We start from the raw sequence: 18,539 nt of genomic DNA, 5'->3' as shown, positions 1-18,539 counted from the left end.
AGGCCGGGGGCGTCAGCGATCAGACGGGTGGTTGACGCCGTCCACCCAAGCGATGGGGTCGAAATCGCGCGGATTGACCCCGTCGATTGCGCCGAGATTGACGCCGTATTCGTTGGGGTTCGAGCGGCGGCGGTGATGGGTGTAGATGCCGCAGCGGCTACAGAACCAGTGTTGCGCCGTGCCGGTGCCCCACTGGTAGAGCGTCAGCGCCTCGGCCCCCTTGACGATTTCGAGATCATCGAGCGCGACGCTGATCGTGGCCGGGCCGCGCCTGCGGCAAAAGCTGCAATCGCAGCGATGCGCGTCGCCCAAACCGGGGTCGCGCGGGCGCAGGCGCAACTCGACCGCGCCGCAATGGCAGGTGGCCTTGAGAAGGTTGGTCATCGGCGTCTCCTGACACGGGGGATAGGCGTGCGGCGAAAGCGGTAGCGCGCCGCAGGGCTGGGCGGTATCCCGCCATGCTGCCTCCAGAAGCGTGGCCCGCCCAGCCGCACGAATACCGGCAGCGCAAGCACCGCCCCTGCGACAAAGCCGCCCGCATGGGCCCAATAGGCGACGCCGCCCGCATCGGCGCTGCTGCCCAGCCCCGCGAGCACCTGGAAGGCGAACCACAGCACCAGAACCAGCGCCGCCGGAATGGTGATGATGCGGATGAAGAACACGATGATGATGAGGATATCGACTCGCGCGCGCGGAAAGAGCAGCAGATAGCCGCCCATCACCCCCGCGATTGCCCCCGATGCGCCCACCGTCGGCACCATCGAGCCCGGCCCGCCCAGCACATGCGCCGCCCCCGCCGCGATACCCGCCGCGAGGTAGAAGACGAGATAGGGCAGGTGGCCCATCCGGTCTTCGAGATTGTCGCCGAATATCCATAAAAACAGCATGTTGCCCGCAAGATGCATCACGCCGCCATGCAGGAACATCGAGGTGAGAACCCCGGAATACTCGCCCATTTGCGTCACCCGCGCCGGGATCATCGCCCATTGGTTGAAGAACAGCGTGATCGCGCGCGCATCCGAGAAGAGCGACCAATAGCTGAGAAATACCAGCACGTTCACCGCGATGAGCGTGTAGGTGACATAGGGCGTGGTGGCCGAAGGGTTATGATCGCGGATCGGAAACATGGGGCAAAGCTAGCGTGGATCAAACCCGTCGGAAAGGCGGCGATTGCATCCACTTGCGCATATTGCGCAGGAACCGGGTCGCGATCCGGGCGTGGTGGTGGTCATCTGGCAAGAAACCATGAGGTGCGCCAATGACCCAGACCGCGATTGCCCTGTTCCTGTTTCTTCTGCCGCTGGCTTATAGTCCCGGTCCGGGGAACCTGTTCTTTGCCGCCAATGGGGCGCGGTTCGGCCTATGGGCAACGCTGCCTGCCAGCCTTGGGTATCATGTCGCGACGTGGCTGGTTACCGCTGCTATCGGATTTGGTGCGCTGCGCACGCTCGATGCGGCACCGGGGGTGTTCGCGCTGCTCAAATTCGCCGGGGCGCTTTATGTCTTTTGGATCGCGGTGGGGCTGTTGCGCGCGGGACGGCAGGATACCGGCGAGGCGGCGCAACCCGCCAAATTCCGCGACGGCGTGATGCTGTTGCTGCTCAATCCCAAGGCCTATGTGATCATCGCGCTGATGTTCACTCAATTTCTTGGTGTGTCCGGGCCGGACAGGTCGGTGCTGGTTCTGGGGATCACGACGTTTTTCACGCTCAACAACCTTGTCGCATTCACGGTTTGGACGATCATGGGCGCTCAGCTAGGCGCGATTTTCGCCCGCGCAGGAAGCGCGCGGGCGATGAATGTCTGGTTCGGCCTGATGCTCGGAGCTGTGGCCGTTTGGATGCTGTTGGCCTAAACGATCTGCTCAGGACATGCCCCCCAACAGTGCCGCGTTGCCGCCTGCGGCGGTGGTATCGACGCAGACATGGCGCTCATGCAGGGCGTGGCCGGTGTCGGGCATCCCCGTCACCAACGGCAGGATCGGGCCTGCGCGCTGCGCCAGTGCCCCGGCATAGGCGCGGGCCTGGCCTTCGTCGCCCCACCAGATCGCGCCCGACAAGCCCCCCATCGTGATGAGCGCGTGCGGATCGACATGGCCCGTGGCCGCGACCGCAACACCGCCCAGCGCCTCGACCGCCTGCGCCTGCGCCGCTGCCGCCTCTGCCCCCGGCCCGAGACACAGAAGCGCGGGCCGCAGATGCGTTGTGAGGCGGTTCGATTCTCCCGTCGGCCCCGGCAGAACCAGCGCCTCGCGCGCGGTGGCAGGCGTAGAATTGGCGCGGTCAAGCGCCGCCTGCACTTTGGCCACGGGCATGGCTGCCTCCCACTTCGCGCCCTGCATCGGGGCCGGTTGCGCCGTGAAGCGCGTCAGGTAATGCGGCCCGCCTGCCTTTGGCCCGGTGCCCGACATGCCCTCGCCGCCAAAGGGCTGGGAGCCCACGATGGCCCCGATCTGGTTGCGGTTGACGTAGATATTGCCTGCGTGCACCGCCTCGGTCACATGCTGCACGCGGTCGTCGATCCGGGTCATCAGGCCAAAGGTGAGGCCATAGCCGGTGGCGTTGATCGCGCCGATCACGCGGTCGAGATCGCGCGCCTTGAAGGTCGCAAGATGCAGCACCGGGCCGAAAATCTCGTGCTCCATATCCTCGATGCCGCCCACGCGGATCAGCGTCGGCGCAATGTATGTGCCCGCGTTGGGGGTTTTCAATTCGTGAAGCAGCCGCCCCTCGGCGCGGGCCTGCTGGATATGCTCGGCAATGCCTGCGCGGGCCTCTTCGTCGATCACCGGGCCGCAATCGGTGGAAAGGTGCCACGGGGTGCCGACCACCAGCGCATCCATCGCGCCGGTGAGCATTTCGGTAAACCCCCCGGCGATGTCCTCCTGCACATAGAGGCAGCGCAGCGCCGAACAACGCTGGCCCGCCGACTGGAACGCCGATTCCACGATCGCCTGCACTGCCTGTTCGGGCAGGGCGGTTGAATCCACGATCATGGCGTTCATGCCGCCGGTCTCGGCAATGAAGGGCGCGCCGGGCGCGAGGTGTTTCAGCATCGCCGCGCGGATTTTCAGCGCCGTGTCTGTGGAGCCGGTAAAGGCCACGCCGCCAACGCGCGGATCAGAGGTGAGCGCCGCGCCGACATTCCCCGCGCCGGGCAGAAGCTGAAGCGCGGTTTGGGGCACGCCCGCGCGGTGCATGAGCGTGACGGCGAGATGGGCGATGAGCGGGGTTTGCTCGGCCGGTTTCGACAGCACCGCGTTGCCTGCGGCCAAGGCTGCCGCGATCTGGCCGGTGAAGATGGCCAGAGGGAAGTTCCACGGGCTGATACAGGTGAAGACGCCCACGGGGGCCGCTTCGGGCGCATTGGCGGCGTAGTAGCGCAGGAAATCCACCGCCTCGCGCAGTTCCGCCACCGCGTCGGGGATCGACTTGCCCGCCTCGCGGTGCAGGATGGCGAAAATCTCGCCGTGATTTTCCTCGTAGAGGTCGGCCACGCGGTTGAGGATGGCGGCGCGCTCGGTCGCAGGGGCCTCCCACGGGGCGGCGGCGGCAAGTGCGGTTTCCACATCCCGCGCCGACGCCCACGCCACCGTGCCGGGGCTATCCGCCGGGTCCGACGGGTTCTCGACCGTCTCGGATGGCTCAGGCGCGGCCTTGCCCGCGAGGATCGGCGCGGCCTGCCACGCCTGTGTGGCAAAGGGCGCGCGGGCGGCCTCGATGGCGTCGAGCGTCGGCTGGTGGCGCAGGTCAAACCCGCGCGAATTGGGGCGTTCGGGCAGGAACAGGTCCGGCCCGGTGGGCAGGTGGGGCTGCGGGTCGCCTACCGCCTCGAACGGATCGCGGGCGACCTCTTCGGGCGGCACGCTCTCATCCACGATCTGGTTGACGAAGCTGGAATTCGCGCCGTTCTCCAGCAGGCGGCGCACCAGATAGGCCAAGAGGTCGCGATGCGCGCCCACCGGCGCGTAGATGCGGCAGCGGGTGGCTTCGGATTTCAGGATGATGTCGTGCAGCGCCTCGCCCATGCCGTGCAGGCGCTGGAATTCAAAGGTGGATTTGTCGGTGCCCATGTCGAGGATCGCCGCCGCCGTATGGGCGTTATGGGTGGCGAATTGCGGGTAGATGCGATCGGTCATCGACAGAAGTTTGCGCGCATTGGCGATATAGGAAATGTCGGTCGCTGGCTTCGACGTGAAGACCGGGAAACCGTCCACGCCCGCGACCTGCGCGCGCTTGATCTCGGTATCCCAATAGGCCCCCTTGACCAGCCGCACCATAATGCGGCGATCCAGCCGCGTGGCCAGATCGTTGAGATGGTCGATCACATGGCCCGCGCGCTGCCCATAGGCCTGCACGACCACGCCGAACCCGTCCCAGCCCGCGAGCGCGGGCTCTGACAGCACCGCCTCGATCACGTCGAGCGAGAGCGCCAGGCGGTCGGCCTCTTCGGCGTCGATATTGAGGCCCATCCGCGCGGATTTCGCGAGCAGCGCGAGCGAGCGCAGGCGCGGCACCAGCACATCCATCACCGTCTCGCGCTGCGCCACCTCATAGCGCGGGTGCAGCGCCGAGAGCTTGACGGAAATGCCGGGATTGTCGCGGATGTCCCTGTGGGTGCAGGCGGTGGCAATCGCGGTGATCGCGCGGGAATAGCTGAGGTGATAGCCGGTGGCATCAGAGTCGGTGCGCGCGGCCTCGCCCAGCATGTCGTAGGAATAACTGTAGCCCTTTTTCTCCATCCCCGCCGCGCGGTCCATCGCCGATTGGATGGTTTCGCCCAGCACGAATTGACGGCCCATTTCCTTCATCGCGCGGCCCACGGCGGTGCGGATCACCGGCTCGCCCAGCCGCCGCACGGCCCCGCGCAGATGGCCCACGATGCCGGGGTTCTCGTCCTTGAGCACGCGGCCCGTGAGCATGAGCGCCCATGTCGAGGCGTTGACCAGCGGCGAGGTGGAATGGCCCATATGCTTGCCCCAGTCCGAGGGCGCGATCTTGTCCTCGATGAGCGCGTCGATGGTCTCTGCATCGGGGACGCGCAAGAGCGCCTCGGCCAGGCACATGAGCGCGATGCCCTCCTCGGTCGAGAGGCCGTATTCGGCGAGAAACACCTCCATCAGGCCAGGGCTCGCCTGCCCGCGAATGGCGCGCACGAGATCGGCCCCACGGCCGGCGATGCGCGCGCGATCCGCCTCCGAGAGGCCCGCCTCGGTGATGAGCCGCGCCAGCACCGTGGCCTCGTCTGCATAGGTGTCGAGGTCGATGGCGCGGCGCGTGTCGGTGTCGTAAGGCATGGCTTCCCCCTGAATTATCCGGCCATGATAGCACCGGATCAGGGGTGACTTTTCCCGTTTGATGTGGTTTTACTGGTCGATCTGGTCTTATTGAGGGCATATCATGGGGCAATCCGACCATTCCGATCTCGACCGGTTCGACCGGGCGATTCTGCGGGTTCTGGCCTCGGACGGGCGCATCAGCGTGACCGATCTCGCGCGCGAGATCGGGCTGTCGAAATCGCCCACGCAGGCGCGGTTGCGGCGGCTGGAACAGGCCGGGGTCATCACCGGCTACCGGGCGTTTTTCGATCCGATCCGGCTCGGCCTTGACCATGTGAGTTTTGTCGAGGTGCGGCTCGACAATACCCGCGAGACGGCGCTTGCGGCGTTCAACGCGGCGGTGACGCGCATCCCCGAGATCGAGCAGGCGCATCTGATCGCGGGCAGTTTCGATTATCTGCTCAAGGTGCGCACGCAGGACATGGCCGAGTATCGCCGGGTTCTGGCCGAGGCGATTTCCACCCTGCCGCATGTCTCGAGCACCTCGACCTATGTCGCGATGCAGGCGGTGAAGGAGACCGTGCTCGGGGATTTGATTTGATTTTTCGCGTCTGCGTGCCATCCTTTATCGCATGAGACGCTTTATCGCCGTGCCACTTTTGTGTCTGCTCGTGCCTGCGGGGGCTCTGGCCTGTCCCGCGCCGCCCGATCATGGCGCGGCGCTGGATGCACTGTTTGCGCGGGTGCAGGCGGCGGAAAATGCGCGCGAGGCGCGGGTTGCGTTCAACGAGATGTGGGCGCTGTGGGCCGACGCGCCCGACGCCCATGCGCAGGAGTTGCTGGACGAGGGGATGACCCGGCGGGCGGCCCATGATTTCGACGGGGCGGTGGCGGCGTTCGACGCGCTCACGGCCTATTGCCCGGACTATGCCGAGGGCTATAACCAGCGCGCCTTTGTCAACTTCATCCGGCAGGATTATGCCGCCGCCTTGCCCGACCTCGATCGCGCGCTGGCGCTGTCGCCCCGGCATTTGGGCGCGCTGACCGGGCAGGCGATGACCTTCATCGCGCTGGAGCGTCCCGGTGAGGCCGCGCTGGCGCTGCGCCGCGCGCTCGATCTCAACCCGTGGCTGAGCGAGCGCAGCCTTCTGCCCGCGCTGGAACGGGCCGAGCAGGATATCTGAGCGTCGCGCGCTGCAAGATCCCAAGAAAGGCATTTTCCTTGCCCGCCGCACCCGCTAGGAAAGCGGGGCCGCATGCGGGCGTGGCGGAATGGTAGACGCATGGCACTTAAAATGCCTGGGCCGAAAGGCCGTGCCGGTTCAAGTCCGGCCGCCCGCACCAGCCGTCACGCCGCCTTGCGCGCGAGATAGACGGTCTGGGTAAAGGGCTGCCCGGTCAGCGGGTTGTCGAAGGTAACCGGCTCTGCCCAGGCGCTGGCAAAGGCACTGGCGAGGCGGTCGAGAAACCGCGCATCCGTGCCCTCGTTCGACCACAGGCCGAAAATGCCGCCGGGCCGCAGGAAGCGGGCCATCGCGCGCAAGCCCTCGGGGTGGTAAAAGCTGTCGGAGCGGCTGTCGAGCAGGTGATCGGGCGCGTGGTCGATATCGGCGAGGATCGCATCATAGCGCTGGCCCGGCCCCTCGGGGTCAAAGCCGTCGCCCGCCGCCATCGCGAAGAAATCGCCCAACGTGAAGCAGCATCGCGGATCGGTTGCAAGCCGCGTGCCCATCGGCAACAGGCCGCGCTCGTGCCATTCGATGACCGGCGCGAGGAATTCCACCACGTCGAGCCGCGCCACCCGCCCGGTGTCGAGCACGGCCTGCGCGGTGTAGCCAAGGCCAAGCCCGCCCACGACCACCGCGAGCGCCTCGCCCTCGCAGGCAGCTATGCCCAATTCCCCAAGCGCCACCTCGGAGGCGGTGAAGGCGCTGGTCATCAGGTAATCCCGGCCGAGCATGATCTCTGTCACGTCCTGGCCAAGCCGCAGATCGTGCCGCTGCCGCAGGCTCAGCGCGCCGATGGGCGTGGGCGCGTAATCGAGTTCCTCGAACATCGGACTCATGTGATCGGCCTTTGGCGGGCGGTTTGGCGGGGGGCGGGTATGCGGTGCTCCATGCCCCCTCTATCGGACGGATCGCGCGCAAACTCAATCCATGCGCTTGCGCAGGGGCGGCAAAGCGAACTTGCACAAGGCGCGCGCGATGCTCTAGGGACAGGCGCAACGCGACAGGGCAGGGGCCACGGGCATGACCAACGACGATGATGCGGAACCGAGCCTCGTGCTGATGGCCTCGGCGGGGCGGCGCGGGATCGGCGTGGCCTCGATTGGCGGGCTGGGGGGGATACTTCTGTGGTTCGCCGCAAGCCAGAACCCCGAACCTTTGTGGCAGGCGGCGATGGTGGCGATGGGCGTCGGCGCGCTCTGGATGGCGCGGCGGATGTGGCGGGCGACGGCGGCCTCGCTGGTGCTGACGCCCCGCGCGCTCAAAAGCAGCGATGGCCGCGTGCTGGCCGAGATGGAGGATATCGTGGCGGTGGCGCGGGGGGCGTTTGCGTTCAAGCCCTCGAACGGGTTCACCCTCACGCTGCGCAAGCCCGGCCCGTTCGTGTGGGAGCCGGGCCTGTGGTGGCGCTTGGGGCGGCGCGTGGGCGTGGGCGGCGTCACCCCCGGCACGCCCGCGCGGTTCATGGCGGAGCTGATGCAAGAGCGGATCGCGAAACGTTCCGGGGAGTGAGCGGGCCGCGCGCAAGAGCGTGCCCGCGTTCCGTCGCAGTCTCGCGCGATGCTTGTCTTATGCTGATCCCGGCTCTTGTGTGAAGAAGGAGCCAGCGCGCGCCACGCCATTTATGGCGCCCGTCCGGCGGTGCCTGCGGCACGTCGAGTCCGCGCAGGGAAGGATTGCGAACGCTCTCCTTTGCCCCCAAGCGGACGGTCAGCAAACGATACCGTAGGGTGGGTGTTCTCTCCGGGCCTGCGCTGAGTCGGGTCAACCCCGCCCCAGACGCCCCGCGCGCCCGCCCCGGCGCCGTGTCAAAAGGCCCGCGCGGTCGGGCAGGGCGGCGATGATCTCGCGGCGCTCTGCGGCGGTCATTTTCGACCAGCGGGTGATTTCATCGACCGAGCGCAGGCAGCCGGTGCAGATGCGCGCCTCGGGGTGGACGACGCAGATGCGCACGCAGGGGCTCTCGACCTCGTCGCGTTGCCAGACATCATCGGCCATCGGTATCCCTCATATGGCGCATCCGGTCGAGCGCCCCTTGCAGGATATAGGCCGCGGCGACCGCGTCGATCACCTCTGCGCGACGTTTTCGCGACGTATCCGCCTCCAGCAGTGCGCGCTCGGCAGCCACGGTCGAAAGCCGCTCGTCCCAGAAGCCGATGGGCAGGTCGGTGATCTGCGCGAGGTTGCGGGCGAATGCGCGGGTGGCCTGCGCGCGCGGCCCCTCGGAGCCGTCCATGTTGCGCGGCAGGCCAAGGATCAGCCCGCCCGCCTCGCGCGCGTCGGCAATCTCCATCAGGCGCGCGGCATCGAGCGTGAACTTGCGCCGCTTGACCGTCTCCACCGCGCTGGCCGACGACAAAAGCCGGTCCGAGAGCGCGATGCCGATGGTCTTGGTGCCCAGATCAAGCCCCATGACCCCGCGCGCCCGTGGCAGCGCGGCGGCAAAGGCCTCGATCCCATCGCAGATCATTGCGCCACGCCTGCGCCACGTGCCGCCGCGCGCAGCGTGTCCAGCGCCCCGTCGTCAGCGGCGAAATTGCGCTGCGCCTCCTGCCAGGTTTCGCGCGCCTTGTCGGTCTCGCCGAGCACGCCATAGGCGGTGATGAGCCGCGCCCAGTCACCGACGGGGCCGCCCTCGGTGGCGAGCCGCTCCGAGAGCCGCGCCACCATGCCGCGGATCATCTCGGCGCGCGCCTCCGGGTCCATCCCGGCGGCGGCCTGCATGTCGGCGGCAGAGGGGCCGGGGGCCGGGGCGAGGCTGGGCGGCTCATAGCGCACACCCGCAAGCTGCGCGACCTGGCCGATCTGGGCGCGGATGGCGGGCACCCAGGGCGCGTCCGGGGTGCTTTCCTCCAGCAGGTCGCGCCATATGGGAAAGGCGCGGTCGGGCCGGTCGAGTTGCAGGTGGTAAAGCCCGAGATAGAACCGCGCGGTGGGCGCGCGCGGGTCACGCTCAAGCGCTGCGCGCAGCGCGGCCTCGGCATCGGTGGAGATATAGCCGCCCGCCGCCTCGATCATCAATTCGGCGAGCATGGCGTGGTCGCTGGCGCTTGCCGCCTCGCCGCGCAGGGCCACGAGCTTGGCCTGCGCCTCGCGCGCGGCGCTCATGCGCCCCAGCGCGGCCTCGCTGCGCACCAAAAATTGCAGCCCCTGCTGATCCTCGGGCCGCGCCGCGACCACCTCGCGCAGGCGCTGGACAAGGGCAAGATGCTCCTCGGTGGCATCGCTGGGCGGGGGCGTATCGGCGGGGCCGAAACGCGCCTCTGCCGCCTCTTGCGACAGGCGCTCGGCGCGCGCCGCCTCGGAGGCGGCGATGCGCATCGAGAGCGGCATGTCGCCATATCCGGGCGCGCCGATCACGGCATAAAGCGCAAGCCCGCCGCCCGCGAGCATCGTCACCGCGACAATCGCCCCGGCCCATCCGGCAAGGCGCGGCTGCCCGGCGGTGGCCCCGCCCGCGCGCAATTGCGCATCGGCGGCAAGGATACGGCGCGACACTTCCGCGCGCAGCCGCTCGGCCTCGTCCCCGGCGATCACGCCGCGCGCGGCGTCGCGGTCGATCTCGCCCAACTGGTCGCGATAGACGCGCAGATCGTAGGCCGCAGGCGGCTCGGCCCCCGGTCGCCCGCGCAAGAGCGCCAGCGCCAGAAGCAGCCCCGTTCCGACGGCCAGCGCCGCCGCGATGATCCAGAAGGTCATAAGCGTCATCCTCTCAGCCCCCATCTAAAGCGCCAAGCGCGCGGAAAAAAGGGGCAAAGCCGCGGTTGCGTGCGCGGCCCCCGCGCCGCGATGTCGCAATGTCGCAATTGGGGCGGAAATCGCCGCCGCCAGTCACCTTTCCCCCGCCCGCCCGGCGCATTACCATCGAAACTGCTTTCGCCCCGCGAATCCCCGCCAAAAGGACTGCCCGCGCATGAAACGCTATTCCGTCTTTGCCATCGCCCGCGAGGCCCTGCGCGACCACATGGGATGGGAGCGGGCCTGGGCCTCGCCCGAGCCGAAGAAGAAATACGACGTGGTGATCGTGGGTGCGGGCGGGCATGGCCTCGCCACCGCCTATTACCTCGGCAAGAACTTCGGCATCACCAATGTCGCGGTGCTGGAAAAGGGCTGGCTGGGTGGCGGCAACACGGGGCGCAACACCACCATCATCCGTTCCAATTACCTGCAGGACCCCTCGGCGGCTATCTACGAGAAATCGCGCAGCCTCTACGAGACGCTCTCACAGGAGCTCAACTACAACATCATGTATTCACCGCGCGGCGTGATCATGCTGGCGCAGACCGAGCACGAGGTGAGGGGCTACAAGCGCACCGCGCAGGCCAACGCGCTCCAAGGCGTGACCACCGAATTCATCTCGCCCCAGCGCGTGAAGGAAATCGTGCCGATCATCAATCTCGACGGGCCACGCTACCCGGTTCTGGGCGGCCTCTGGCAGGCGCGGGCGGGCACCGCGCGCCATGACGCCGTGGCCTGGGGCTATGCGCGGGCCTGCTCGGCCATGGGGATGCATATTATCCAGAAATGCGAAGTCACCGGGATTTCGCGTGACGGCGACCGCGTCACGGGCGTCACCACCAATCGCGGCGATATCGGCTGTGACAAGCTGGGACTGGTCGTGGCGGGGCATTCGGGGCACCTGGCCGATATGGCCGGGTTCCGGCTGCCGATCGAGAGCGTGGCGCTACAGGCGCTGGTCTCCGAGCCGATCAAGCCCTGCATGGATTGCGTCGTCATGGCCAACACCGTGCACGGCTACATGTCGCAATCCGACAAGGGCGAAATGGTCATCGGCGGCGGCACGGACGGCTATAACAACTACACGCAGCGCGGATCGTTCCACCATATCGAGGAGACGGTGCGCGCCCTCATTGAGACCTTCCCGATGGTCGCGCGGCTCAAGATGCTGCGGCAATGGGGCGGGATCGTGGACGTGACCGGCGACCGCTCGCCGATCCTCGGCAAGGCGCCCGTCGAGGGCATCTTCATCAATTGCGGCTGGGGCACGGGGGGCTTCAAGGCGATCCCCGGCTCCGGCTGGGGCTTTGCCGAGTTGATGGCCAAAGGCCACTCGCCGCTCTGCGACCAATTCGGCCTCGACCGCTTCTATCAGGGGCGGTTCATTGATGAGAGCGTGGCGGCGGGGGTGGCGCATTGATGGTGTGGTCGCGCGAAATGGAGCAGGCGCTTATTACTCTTGGTGAACTTGCCGACTTGGCGAGTGCGATTAGGCGTAAGCTCAAGTCGACAAATGAGGATGTTAGCAGGAGTTTTGAAACATATTCGATTATGTTTCAAAATCCCCTCGGTGAGGAACCACGGCCAGCACCCGGTATCTCTGAACGTATCAGCTATCAGCGGTTCATGGAAATGAAAGACAAGCAAAGATTGCGCATAGCCCGAAGAACGCTATTTGCTTCTGGCTATTCAGCGGTAGAGCGTTTTCTTGTTTTAAGAGTGCCGGGATGCAACCCGAAATCGAAGTTTTCGTATTTGAAATTAAAGCTGCTGGAGGCGTTAAATCTTCAAGCGGAAGAAGGCTCTCTTTCAGAAAAGAGTTTCGAGAAGCTCAATTACTATCGTATTGCGCGTAACAAAATCGTGCACCAATGTGCGCTTGTGAATCAAACGGACAGTGATGACGACGAGAAGACTTTGCTAGCTGCCAATCTAAGCCCGGTGTTTCTAGACGAGGTGGAGGGGCACGAGGACTTAAAAGAAATCGTTGTCCAAGAAACCTTCCTCGGCGATTACTTCTCTTTCCTTCAGGATTTTGCAACCGACATCGACGGCAAGCTACATGGAGCCACACCATGCTAATCCTCACCTGCCCCTGCTGCGGCACCACCGGCGAAGAGACCGAATTCCACCAAGGTGGCGAGGCGCATCTCGTGCGCCACGGCCCCGGCGCGTCGGATGACGACTTCCACACCTACATGTTCGCCAAGGAAAACCCCAAGGGCGTGCATTTCGAGCGCTGGCGGCACAACAATGGCTGCGGCAAGTGGTTCATCATGGCGCGCGATACCGTCACGCTGGAGGTCTACGGCACCTATCCCGCCCAGACCCACGAGCCGCCGCAACATATCCGCGAGGCGATCACCGCCAAGCGCCCCGGCTGGACATGGCGAGGCTTCGCATGAGCCTTCATCTTGCCGAAAATATCCACAACACGACGCCCGAAACGGGCAAGAGGGCCTGAGACATGAGCACCAGACTGGCCAGTGGCGGCCGCCTTCTCGACCGCAGCCGCACGCAGGATTTCACCTTCAACGGCAAGCGGATGCGCGGGCACGCGGGCGATACGCTCGCCTCGGCGCTTTTGGCCAATGGCCAGATGATGGTGGGCCGCTCGTTCAAGTATCACCGCCCGCGCGGCATCGTGGCCTCCGGCGCGGAGGAGCCCAACGCGCTCGTCGGGCTGGGCGAGGGCACCCGGTTCGAGCCCAATCAGCGCGCCACCACGACCGAATTGTTCGACGGCCTCACCTGCGTGAGCCAGAACCACTGGCCGAGCCTTGACTATGACGTGGGCGCGGTCAACACGGCCTTCGCGCGCTTCCTGCCCGCGGGCTTTTACTACAAGATGTTCATCCACCCGCGCCCGTTCTGGAAACATGTCTACGAGCCGTTCATCCGCCAGTCGGCGGGTCTGGGCCGTGCGTCCAATCCCGGCGACCCGGACCGCTATGAGCATTTCTATTACTTCTGCGACGTGCTCGTGGTGGGTGGTGGCGTGGCCGGGCTGCAAGCCGCAGCGGCGGCGGCGGAGGCCGGATCGAAGGTCATGCTGATCGAGCAGACCGCCCATTGGGGTGGCCGCGCGCCCGTGGACTATCATGGGGATGGCGGCGAGGTGGATGGCCAGCCGGTCGCTGACTGGATCGCCGCCACCATTGCAAAATTGCAAGACATGCCCAACGTCACCCTGCGCAATCGCTGCATGGGCGCAGGGGTCTACGATCACGGCTATGCGCTTGGCTATGAGCGTGTCGCCGATCACGCACCGGGCACCAACGCCCCCCGCCACCGTCTGTGGCGCATCCGCGCAGGCCAGATCGTCACTGCCACCGGCGCCATCGAGCGCCCGCTGAGCTTTGCCGGCAACGACATTCCCGGCGTGATGCTCGCAGGGGCGGTGCGCGATTACGCGGTGGATTATGGCGTCTCCATCGGTGATCGCACCGTGGTTGTCACCAACAATGACGACGCTTACCGCACCGCGATCACGCTGAAAAAGCTCGGGCTGGACATCCCCGTCATCCTCGATGCCCGCCAAACGGGCGGGGGCGCGCTGGCCGACGAGGCGCGCGCGCTTGGCATCCGGGTCGAGACCGGCAAGGGCATTGCCAAGGTCAAGGGGGGCAAGCACGTCACCGGCGTGGCCATCTGCGCGCAGGCGGGCGAGGGCGCGGCGCTGGAAGAGATCGCCTGCGATGCTGTCGCCATGTCGGGCGGCTGGTCGCCGGTGGTGCACCTCTGGTCGCATTGCGGTGGCAAGCTCCTCTGGGACGAGGCACAGGCCCATTTCCGTCCCGACCCGGCCAACCCGCCGCGCGGCGCGCGGGGCGAGGCGTTTGTCATCCCCGCAGGCGCGGCCAATGGCGCGGGCGATCTGGCCAGCGTTGTCGCTGACGCCCACGCCGCAGGCCAAGCCGCCGCAAAGGCCACCGGCCACACCCCCAAGGGCAAGGCCCCCGACGCGAGCACATCGCCCGAGGCGGCGATGGAGCCGGTCTGGCTCATGCCGCAGGGCGCGGGCTACAAGCTGCGGATGAAGGCCTGGCTCGATTACCAGAACGATGTGAAGGTGTCGGACGTGCAACTCGCCGCGCGCGAGGGCTATGAGAGCGTCGAGCACGCCAAGCGCTACACCACGCTCGGCATGGCCACAGATCAGGGCAAGCTGAGCAATATCAATGGCTTGGCGATCCTGTCGGATGCGCTGGGTCAGCCGATACCGCAGACCGGCACCACCACCTTTCGCCCGCCCTATACACCCATTTCGCTTTCGTCGATCGCGGGCGAGGCCAAGGGCGAGATATTCCAGCCGCTCCGCAAATCGCCGATGCACGCTTGGCACGAGGCCAACGGTGCCGATTTCGAACCGGTCGGCCAATGGCGGCGGCCCTATTGCTTTCCCAAGGGTGAAGAGGGGCGTCACGAGGCCGTGGCCCGCGAGATCAGGCAGACGAGACAAAGCCTTGCACTGCTCGACGCCTCGACCCTCGGCAAGATCATCGTCAAGGGGCCGGATGCGGGCCGCTTCATGGACATGCTCTATACCAACATGATGAGCACGCTGAAGCCGGGGCGCTGCCGCTATGGCCTCATGTGCAACGAGAACGGTTTCCTGATGGATGACGGCGTGGTGGCGCGTCTGGATGACGACACGTTCCTTGTCCACACCACCACTGGCGGAGCCGAGTCGATCCACGGCCATATGGAGGACTGGCTGCAATGCGAATGGTGGGACTGGAAGGTCTATACCGCCAATGTCACCGAGCAATATGCGCAGGTGGGCGTCGCCGGGCCGAATTCGCGCAAGGTGCTGCAAAAGCTGACCGATGACGATATCAGCGCCGAGGCGCTGACCTTCATGGGCTGGACCGAGATCACCGTGGCGGGTATCCCGGCGCGCGTGTTCCGCATCTCATTTGCCGGGGAGCTGAGCTTCGAGCTTTCGGTGCCCGCAAGCCACGGCCGCGCGCTCTGGGATGCGCTGATGGAGGCGGGCGAGGAATTCGGTGTCACCCCCTACGGCACCGAGGCGATGCACGTTATGCGCGCCGAGAAGGGCTTCATCATGATCGGGGACGAGACCGATGGCACGGTGATTCCGCAGGATCTCAACATGCAGTGGGCGATTTCCAAGAAGAAAGAGGATTACCTCGGCAAGCGCGCGCAGGAGCGTGAGCATATGGCCGATCCGAACCGCTGGAAGCTGGTCGGGCTGGAGACGCTTGATGGCTCCACCCTGCCCGATGGGGCCTATGCCACCGCCGATGGCCATAACGCCAATGGTCAGCGCAACGTGCAGGGCCGCGTGACCTCGACCTATCATTCGCCCACGCTGGGCCGTGGCATCGCGATGGGGCTGGTCCTGCATGGCCCGGATCGCATGGGCGAGGTGCTGGAGTTTCCCAAGGTTGATGGCGGGATCGTCAAGGCGCGGATCGTCGATCCGGTTTTCTACGACAAGGACGGGGAGAAGCAGAATGTCTGAAGCCGTGACCGCCCTGAACGGGGCCCGTTATGAGGGGCTTGCCTTGATCGAGGATGCAGGCCTTTGCGGCATGATTACCCTGCGCGGCGATCTGGCGTCAAAAGAGGTCATGGCGGCGGTGAAGAAGGCCGTGGGCCTTGGCATCCCGGCGCAGCGTCAGGCGCTGATGGGGCAGGGCTGTGCCGTGCTCTGGATGTCGCCAGATGAGTTGCTGTTGATCTGCGCCTATACGGAAGTGACGCAGACCATCGCTACGCTGGAAGAGGCCCTCAAAGGCCAGCATTTCCTCGCGGTCAACGTCTCGGATGCACGCTGCTTCCTGCGTATCTCGGGCGCGGGCGCGCGCGAGGTGCTGGCCAAGCTCTGCCCGGTGGATCTTGCGCCGCACGCCTTCACCCCCGGCATGTTCCGCCGCACCCGAATGGCACAAATCCCCGCCGCCTTCTGGCTGGATGACGCGGGCACCTTTCATCTGATCTGTTTCCGATCGGTCGCCGATTATGCCTTTAACCTGTTGAAAACCGCCGCCCTTCCGGGGGGAGAGGTGGGGGTTTACGGCTGATCGGCACCATTCCCGACAGAAAAACACGGGCGCGCGGGGTTGACCTTTGCACGCGCGCGCCACCATGTATCGGCATAGGTTTCAACGCTAACGAACAGGGGGACCACATGGCCTTTGAACTTCCCGATCTTCCGTATTCCCACGACGCGCTCGCCGATTACGGCATGAGCCGCGAGACGCTCGAATATCACCACGACATCCACCACAAGGCCTATGTCGACAACGGCAACAAGGCCGTGGCCGGCACCGAATGGGATGGCAAGCCCGTCGAAGAGATCATCAAGGGCACCTACGATCCCAAGGCCGTCGCGCAGTCGGGCATCTTCAACAATGCCTCGCAATTCTGGAATCACAACCAGTTCTGGGAGATGATGGCACCGGGCGGCACGGGCATGCCCGGCGCGCTTGAAAAGGCGATCACCGAGAGCTTTGGCTCGGTGGCGAAATTCAAGGAAGATTTTTCCGCCGCCGGGGCCGGGCAGTTCGGCTCGGGCTGGTGCTGGCTGGTCAAGGATACCGATGGCAGCCTCAAGGTCACCAAGACCGAGAACGGCGTCAACCCGCTCTGCTTCGGTCAGACGGCCCTTCTGGGCTGCGATGTGTGGGAACATTCCTATTATATCGACTTCCGCAACAAGCGGCCTGCCTATCTCACCAATTTCCTCGACAACCTGGTGAATTGGGAAAACGTCGCCTCGCGGCTCTGAGCCAAGCCCTGATCCCGGCGCATAGCCGGTTTGCGCGCCCCGCCCGTCTCTTTCGGGCGGGGCGTTTTCGTGCCATCACGGCACAAGCGGAGGAACACGGGATGCGCGAGGCGACCAAGGGGATCATCGCGATGGTCGCCACCTGCACGGTGTGGGGGCTGTCGGGTATCTATTACAAGCTTCTGGCGCATATCCCGCCCATCGAGATTCTGGCGCATCGCACGCTGTGGTCTTGTGCCTTCTTCGCGCTGGTGCTGCTGGTGCAGGGGCGGATTTCGCTGCTGGGTCGGGCGCTGGCGGGGCGGCGTTCGGTGCTGGCCATCGGGTTTGCCGCGCTGATGATCTCGACCAACTGGTTCGTGTTCATCACCTCGATCCAGATCGGCCGCGCGATGGAGGCCTCGCTCGGCTACTATATCTTTCCGCTGGTGGCGGTGCTGCTGGGGGCTATCGCGTTCCGCGAGCGGCTTGGCCGGGCACAGCTTTTCGCCGTGGCGCTGGCGCTCTGCGCGGTGGTGACATTGACCGCCGGGCTGGGTGTGCCGCCCTGGATCGCGCTTATCCTCGCGTCAAGCTTTGGCCTCTATGGGCTTGTGAAAAAGGGGTTATCGGTCGGGCCGGTGGTCTCTGTCACCGCCGAGGTGCTGCTCTTGTCGCCGATCGCGCTCACGGTGCTGTGGTATGTCCATTCCGACGGTCATGGCGCGTTCGGCGTGAACTGGCGCGACAGCGCGCTGCTGGCCTTTTCCGGCATCCTCACCGGCACGCCGCTCATCATGTTCAGCTATGCCACCAAGCGGATTGCGCTAGCCACGGTGGGACTGGTGCAATACCTTAATCCGACACTTCAATTTCTCGTTGCAACCTTCTGGTTTCTTGAGCCTTTCAGCCAGTGGCACGCGCTGGCCTTCGGGATGATCTGGACGGCGCTGGCGATCTATACCACCGCCAGCCTGCGTCACGACAGGGCGGCGCGCAGGGCGGTGCCCAGGCTGTGAACATCCGCGACCGGCTGAATCATCTCGCGCAGCCGCGCATCGGCAAAGCCGTGGGCTACGACATGCTCGATCAACTGCATGAGAGGGTCCCAGTAACCGTTTGTATTCAATAGAAACACAGGTTTTTCATGCAGGCCGAGCTGACGCCATGTCAGAACCTCGAACAGCTCATCCAGCGATCCCGCGCCGCCGGGCAGCACGACGATGGCGTGGGAATTCATGAACATCACCTTCTTGCGCTCGTGCATCGTCTCGGTGACGACAAAGCGGGTGAGGTCGCGCTTGCCGCGCTCCAGCCCCACGAGGTGTTCGGGGATCACGCCGAGCGTGCGCCCACCCGCCGCCTGCGCCGCGCGCGCCACCGCCCCCATCAGCCCGACATCGCCCGCGCCGTAGACCAGCTCCCAGCCCTCGCGGGCCAGCATTCGCCCGGTCGCGTCGGCGGCGTCGAGATGGGCCGGGTCGTGCCCGTCGCGTGCGCCGCAAAAGACACAGACCGCCGCGTGCGTCATGAAGAACTCCCGTTACTCAAAGGGTTGCTT

General features: G+C 65.8%; 19 protein-coding genes and 1 tRNA gene. 12 read left to right on the top strand and 8 right to left on the bottom strand.

What is annotated here, in order from left to right:
• Positions 1-12 precede the first annotated feature (12 nt).
• Both ABIE58_RS03350 and ABIE58_RS03345 read right to left on the bottom strand, forming a co-directional pair.
• Positions 13-384 carry a GFA family protein gene (locus ABIE58_RS03350; protein ID WP_354543267.1) on the bottom strand — a complete coding sequence of 124 codons (372 nt, stop codon included), beginning with the start codon at positions 382-384 and terminating at the stop codon, positions 13-15.
• The gene (locus ABIE58_RS03345; protein WP_354543266.1) at positions 381-1,127 is read right to left on the bottom strand and encodes a rhomboid family intramembrane serine protease; all 747 of its coding nucleotides are present in this window, start codon (positions 1,125-1,127) and stop codon (positions 381-383) included. Before ABIE58_RS03345 ends, ABIE58_RS03350 begins: the two co-directional genes overlap by 4 nt.
• A 131-nt stretch (positions 1,128-1,258) precedes the next feature.
• On the opposite strand from ABIE58_RS03345, the gene ABIE58_RS03340 reads away from it, so the two are divergent.
• Entirely contained in the window at positions 1,259-1,855 is a 597-nt protein-coding gene (locus ABIE58_RS03340) for a LysE family translocator (protein WP_354543265.1), read from the top strand.
• Between the two features lie 9 nt (positions 1,856-1,864).
• Here ABIE58_RS03340 and putA read toward each other — a convergent pair whose 3' ends face one another.
• Entirely contained in the window at positions 1,865-5,296 is a 3,432-nt protein-coding gene (gene putA / locus ABIE58_RS03335; RefSeq protein WP_354543264.1) for a bifunctional proline dehydrogenase/L-glutamate gamma-semialdehyde dehydrogenase PutA, read from the bottom strand.
• A gap of 103 nt (positions 5,297-5,399) precedes the next feature.
• On the opposite strand from putA, the gene ABIE58_RS03330 reads away from it, so the two are divergent.
• The 3 genes from ABIE58_RS03330 (at position 5,400) to ABIE58_RS03320 (ending at position 6,622) form a co-directional block, all read left to right on the top strand.
• Positions 5,400-5,879: an Lrp/AsnC family transcriptional regulator gene (locus ABIE58_RS03330; protein WP_354543263.1), complete on the top strand. Its 480-nt coding sequence runs from the start codon at positions 5,400-5,402 to the stop codon at positions 5,877-5,879.
• A 31-nt stretch (positions 5,880-5,910) separates the two neighbouring features.
• Positions 5,911-6,462: a tetratricopeptide repeat protein gene (locus ABIE58_RS03325; RefSeq protein ID WP_354543262.1), complete on the top strand. Its 552-nt coding sequence runs from the start codon at positions 5,911-5,913 to the stop codon at positions 6,460-6,462.
• Positions 6,463-6,536: 74 nt separating this feature from the next.
• Positions 6,537-6,622 (top strand) — tRNA-Leu (locus ABIE58_RS03320).
• 4 nt (positions 6,623-6,626) lie between these two features.
• On the opposite strand, the gene ABIE58_RS03315 is transcribed toward ABIE58_RS03320, so the two are convergent.
• Positions 6,627-7,343, bottom strand: coding sequence for a polyamine aminopropyltransferase (locus ABIE58_RS03315; protein WP_354543261.1), 717 nt, complete (start codon positions 7,341-7,343; stop codon positions 6,627-6,629).
• Positions 7,344-7,527: 184 nt separating this feature from the next.
• Between ABIE58_RS03315 and ABIE58_RS03310 the strand changes: the two genes are divergently transcribed.
• Positions 7,528-8,016 (top strand): hypothetical protein, encoded by a 489-nt coding sequence (locus ABIE58_RS03310; protein ID WP_354543260.1) that lies wholly within the window; start codon positions 7,528-7,530, stop codon positions 8,014-8,016.
• Positions 8,017-8,268: 252 nt separating this feature from the next.
• Here the strand turns inward: ABIE58_RS03310 and ABIE58_RS03305 are convergent, their stop codons facing one another.
• Genes ABIE58_RS03305 through ccmI form a run of 3 tightly spaced genes read right to left on the bottom strand, consistent with a single transcriptional unit; the run spans position 8,269 to position 10,212 of the window.
• Complete coding sequence (locus tag ABIE58_RS03305) at positions 8,269-8,502, bottom strand: DUF1289 domain-containing protein (protein WP_354543259.1); 234 nt, start codon at positions 8,500-8,502, stop codon at positions 8,269-8,271.
• The gene (gene ruvX, locus ABIE58_RS03300; RefSeq protein WP_354543258.1) at positions 8,492-8,974 is read right to left on the bottom strand and encodes a Holliday junction resolvase RuvX; all 483 of its coding nucleotides are present in this window, start codon (positions 8,972-8,974) and stop codon (positions 8,492-8,494) included. The genes ABIE58_RS03305 and ruvX overlap by 11 nt, the downstream gene beginning before the upstream one ends.
• Positions 8,971-10,212, bottom strand: coding sequence for a c-type cytochrome biogenesis protein CcmI (ccmI, locus tag ABIE58_RS03295; protein ID WP_354543257.1), 1,242 nt, complete (start codon positions 10,210-10,212; stop codon positions 8,971-8,973). The genes ruvX and ccmI overlap by 4 nt, the downstream gene beginning before the upstream one ends.
• Before the next feature lie 205 nt (positions 10,213-10,417).
• Between ccmI and ABIE58_RS03290 the strand changes: the two genes are divergently transcribed.
• From ABIE58_RS03290 to rarD, 7 genes are all read left to right on the top strand, one after another.
• A complete protein-coding gene (locus ABIE58_RS03290; protein ID WP_354543256.1) occupies positions 10,418-11,662 on the top strand; it encodes a sarcosine oxidase subunit beta family protein in 1,245 nt (414 codons plus the stop codon).
• 17 nt (positions 11,663-11,679) lie between these two features.
• Complete coding sequence (locus ABIE58_RS03285) at positions 11,680-12,324, top strand: hypothetical protein (protein WP_354543255.1); 645 nt, start codon at positions 11,680-11,682, stop codon at positions 12,322-12,324.
• Positions 12,318-12,647 carry a sarcosine oxidase subunit delta gene (locus ABIE58_RS03280; RefSeq protein WP_354543254.1) on the top strand — a complete coding sequence of 110 codons (330 nt, stop codon included), beginning with the start codon at positions 12,318-12,320 and terminating at the stop codon, positions 12,645-12,647. Before ABIE58_RS03285 ends, ABIE58_RS03280 begins: the two co-directional genes overlap by 7 nt.
• Before the next feature lie 62 nt (positions 12,648-12,709).
• Positions 12,710-15,730: a sarcosine oxidase subunit alpha family protein gene (locus ABIE58_RS03275; protein WP_354543253.1), complete on the top strand. Its 3,021-nt coding sequence runs from the start codon at positions 12,710-12,712 to the stop codon at positions 15,728-15,730.
• Entirely contained in the window at positions 15,723-16,292 is a 570-nt protein-coding gene (locus ABIE58_RS03270; RefSeq protein ID WP_354543252.1) for a sarcosine oxidase subunit gamma, read from the top strand. Before ABIE58_RS03275 ends, ABIE58_RS03270 begins: the two co-directional genes overlap by 8 nt.
• A gap of 107 nt (positions 16,293-16,399) precedes the next feature.
• Positions 16,400-16,999, top strand: a complete 600-nt coding sequence (locus tag ABIE58_RS03265; RefSeq protein WP_354543251.1) for a superoxide dismutase — start codon at positions 16,400-16,402, stop codon at positions 16,997-16,999.
• Positions 17,000-17,100: 101 nt separating this feature from the next.
• Positions 17,101-17,997, top strand: coding sequence for an EamA family transporter RarD (rarD, locus tag ABIE58_RS03260; RefSeq protein ID WP_354543250.1), 897 nt, complete (start codon positions 17,101-17,103; stop codon positions 17,995-17,997).
• Here the strand turns inward: rarD and ABIE58_RS03255 are convergent.
• Positions 17,958-18,509, bottom strand: coding sequence for an LOG family protein (locus tag ABIE58_RS03255; RefSeq protein ID WP_354543249.1), 552 nt, complete (start codon positions 18,507-18,509; stop codon positions 17,958-17,960). The genes rarD and ABIE58_RS03255 overlap by 40 nt on opposite strands.
• Positions 18,510-18,539: the final 30 nt, after the last annotated feature.

Origin of the sequence: Roseovarius sp. MBR-78, assembly GCF_040547535.1 — a bacterium.
Taxonomy (GTDB): Bacteria; Pseudomonadota; Alphaproteobacteria; order Rhodobacterales; family Rhodobacteraceae; genus Roseovarius.
This window is presented reverse-complemented; position numbering and strand designations above follow the sequence as displayed.

Bases quoted from the DNA above. Each gene is read 5' to 3' on its own strand.
- ruvX (WP_354543258.1), bottom strand. From the start codon at position 8,974: ATGATCTGCGATGGGATCGAGGCCTTTGCCGCCGCGCTGCCACGGGCG.
- ABIE58_RS03285 (WP_354543255.1), top strand. From the start codon at position 11,680: ATGGAGCAGGCGCTTATTACTCTTGGTGAACTTGCCGACTTGGCGAGT.
- ABIE58_RS03315 (WP_354543261.1), bottom strand. From the start codon at position 7,343: ATGAGTCCGATGTTCGAGGAACTCGATTACGCGCCCACGCCCATCGGC.
- ABIE58_RS03330 (WP_354543263.1), top strand. From the start codon at position 5,400: ATGGGGCAATCCGACCATTCCGATCTCGACCGGTTCGACCGGGCGATT.
- ABIE58_RS03340 (WP_354543265.1), top strand. From the start codon at position 1,259: ATGACCCAGACCGCGATTGCCCTGTTCCTGTTTCTTCTGCCGCTGGCT.
- ABIE58_RS03290 (WP_354543256.1), top strand. From the start codon at position 10,418: ATGAAACGCTATTCCGTCTTTGCCATCGCCCGCGAGGCCCTGCGCGAC.
- ABIE58_RS03265 (WP_354543251.1), top strand. From the start codon at position 16,400: ATGGCCTTTGAACTTCCCGATCTTCCGTATTCCCACGACGCGCTCGCC.
- ABIE58_RS03275 (WP_354543253.1), top strand. From the start codon at position 12,710: ATGAGCACCAGACTGGCCAGTGGCGGCCGCCTTCTCGACCGCAGCCGC.
- ccmI (WP_354543257.1), bottom strand. From the start codon at position 10,212: ATGACGCTTATGACCTTCTGGATCATCGCGGCGGCGCTGGCCGTCGGA.
- rarD (WP_354543250.1), top strand. From the start codon at position 17,101: ATGCGCGAGGCGACCAAGGGGATCATCGCGATGGTCGCCACCTGCACG.
- putA (WP_354543264.1), bottom strand. From the start codon at position 5,296: ATGCCTTACGACACCGACACGCGCCGCGCCATCGACCTCGACACCTAT.
- ABIE58_RS03255 (WP_354543249.1), bottom strand. From the start codon at position 18,509: ATGACGCACGCGGCGGTCTGTGTCTTTTGCGGCGCACGCGACGGGCAC.
- ABIE58_RS03310 (WP_354543260.1), top strand. From the start codon at position 7,528: ATGACCAACGACGATGATGCGGAACCGAGCCTCGTGCTGATGGCCTCG.
- ABIE58_RS03305 (WP_354543259.1), bottom strand. From the start codon at position 8,502: ATGGCCGATGATGTCTGGCAACGCGACGAGGTCGAGAGCCCCTGCGTG.
- ABIE58_RS03270 (WP_354543252.1), top strand. From the start codon at position 15,723: ATGTCTGAAGCCGTGACCGCCCTGAACGGGGCCCGTTATGAGGGGCTT.
- ABIE58_RS03325 (WP_354543262.1), top strand. From the start codon at position 5,911: ATGAGACGCTTTATCGCCGTGCCACTTTTGTGTCTGCTCGTGCCTGCG.
- ABIE58_RS03280 (WP_354543254.1), top strand. From the start codon at position 12,318: ATGCTAATCCTCACCTGCCCCTGCTGCGGCACCACCGGCGAAGAGACC.
- ABIE58_RS03350 (WP_354543267.1), bottom strand. From the start codon at position 384: ATGACCAACCTTCTCAAGGCCACCTGCCATTGCGGCGCGGTCGAGTTG.
- ABIE58_RS03345 (WP_354543266.1), bottom strand. From the start codon at position 1,127: ATGTTTCCGATCCGCGATCATAACCCTTCGGCCACCACGCCCTATGTC.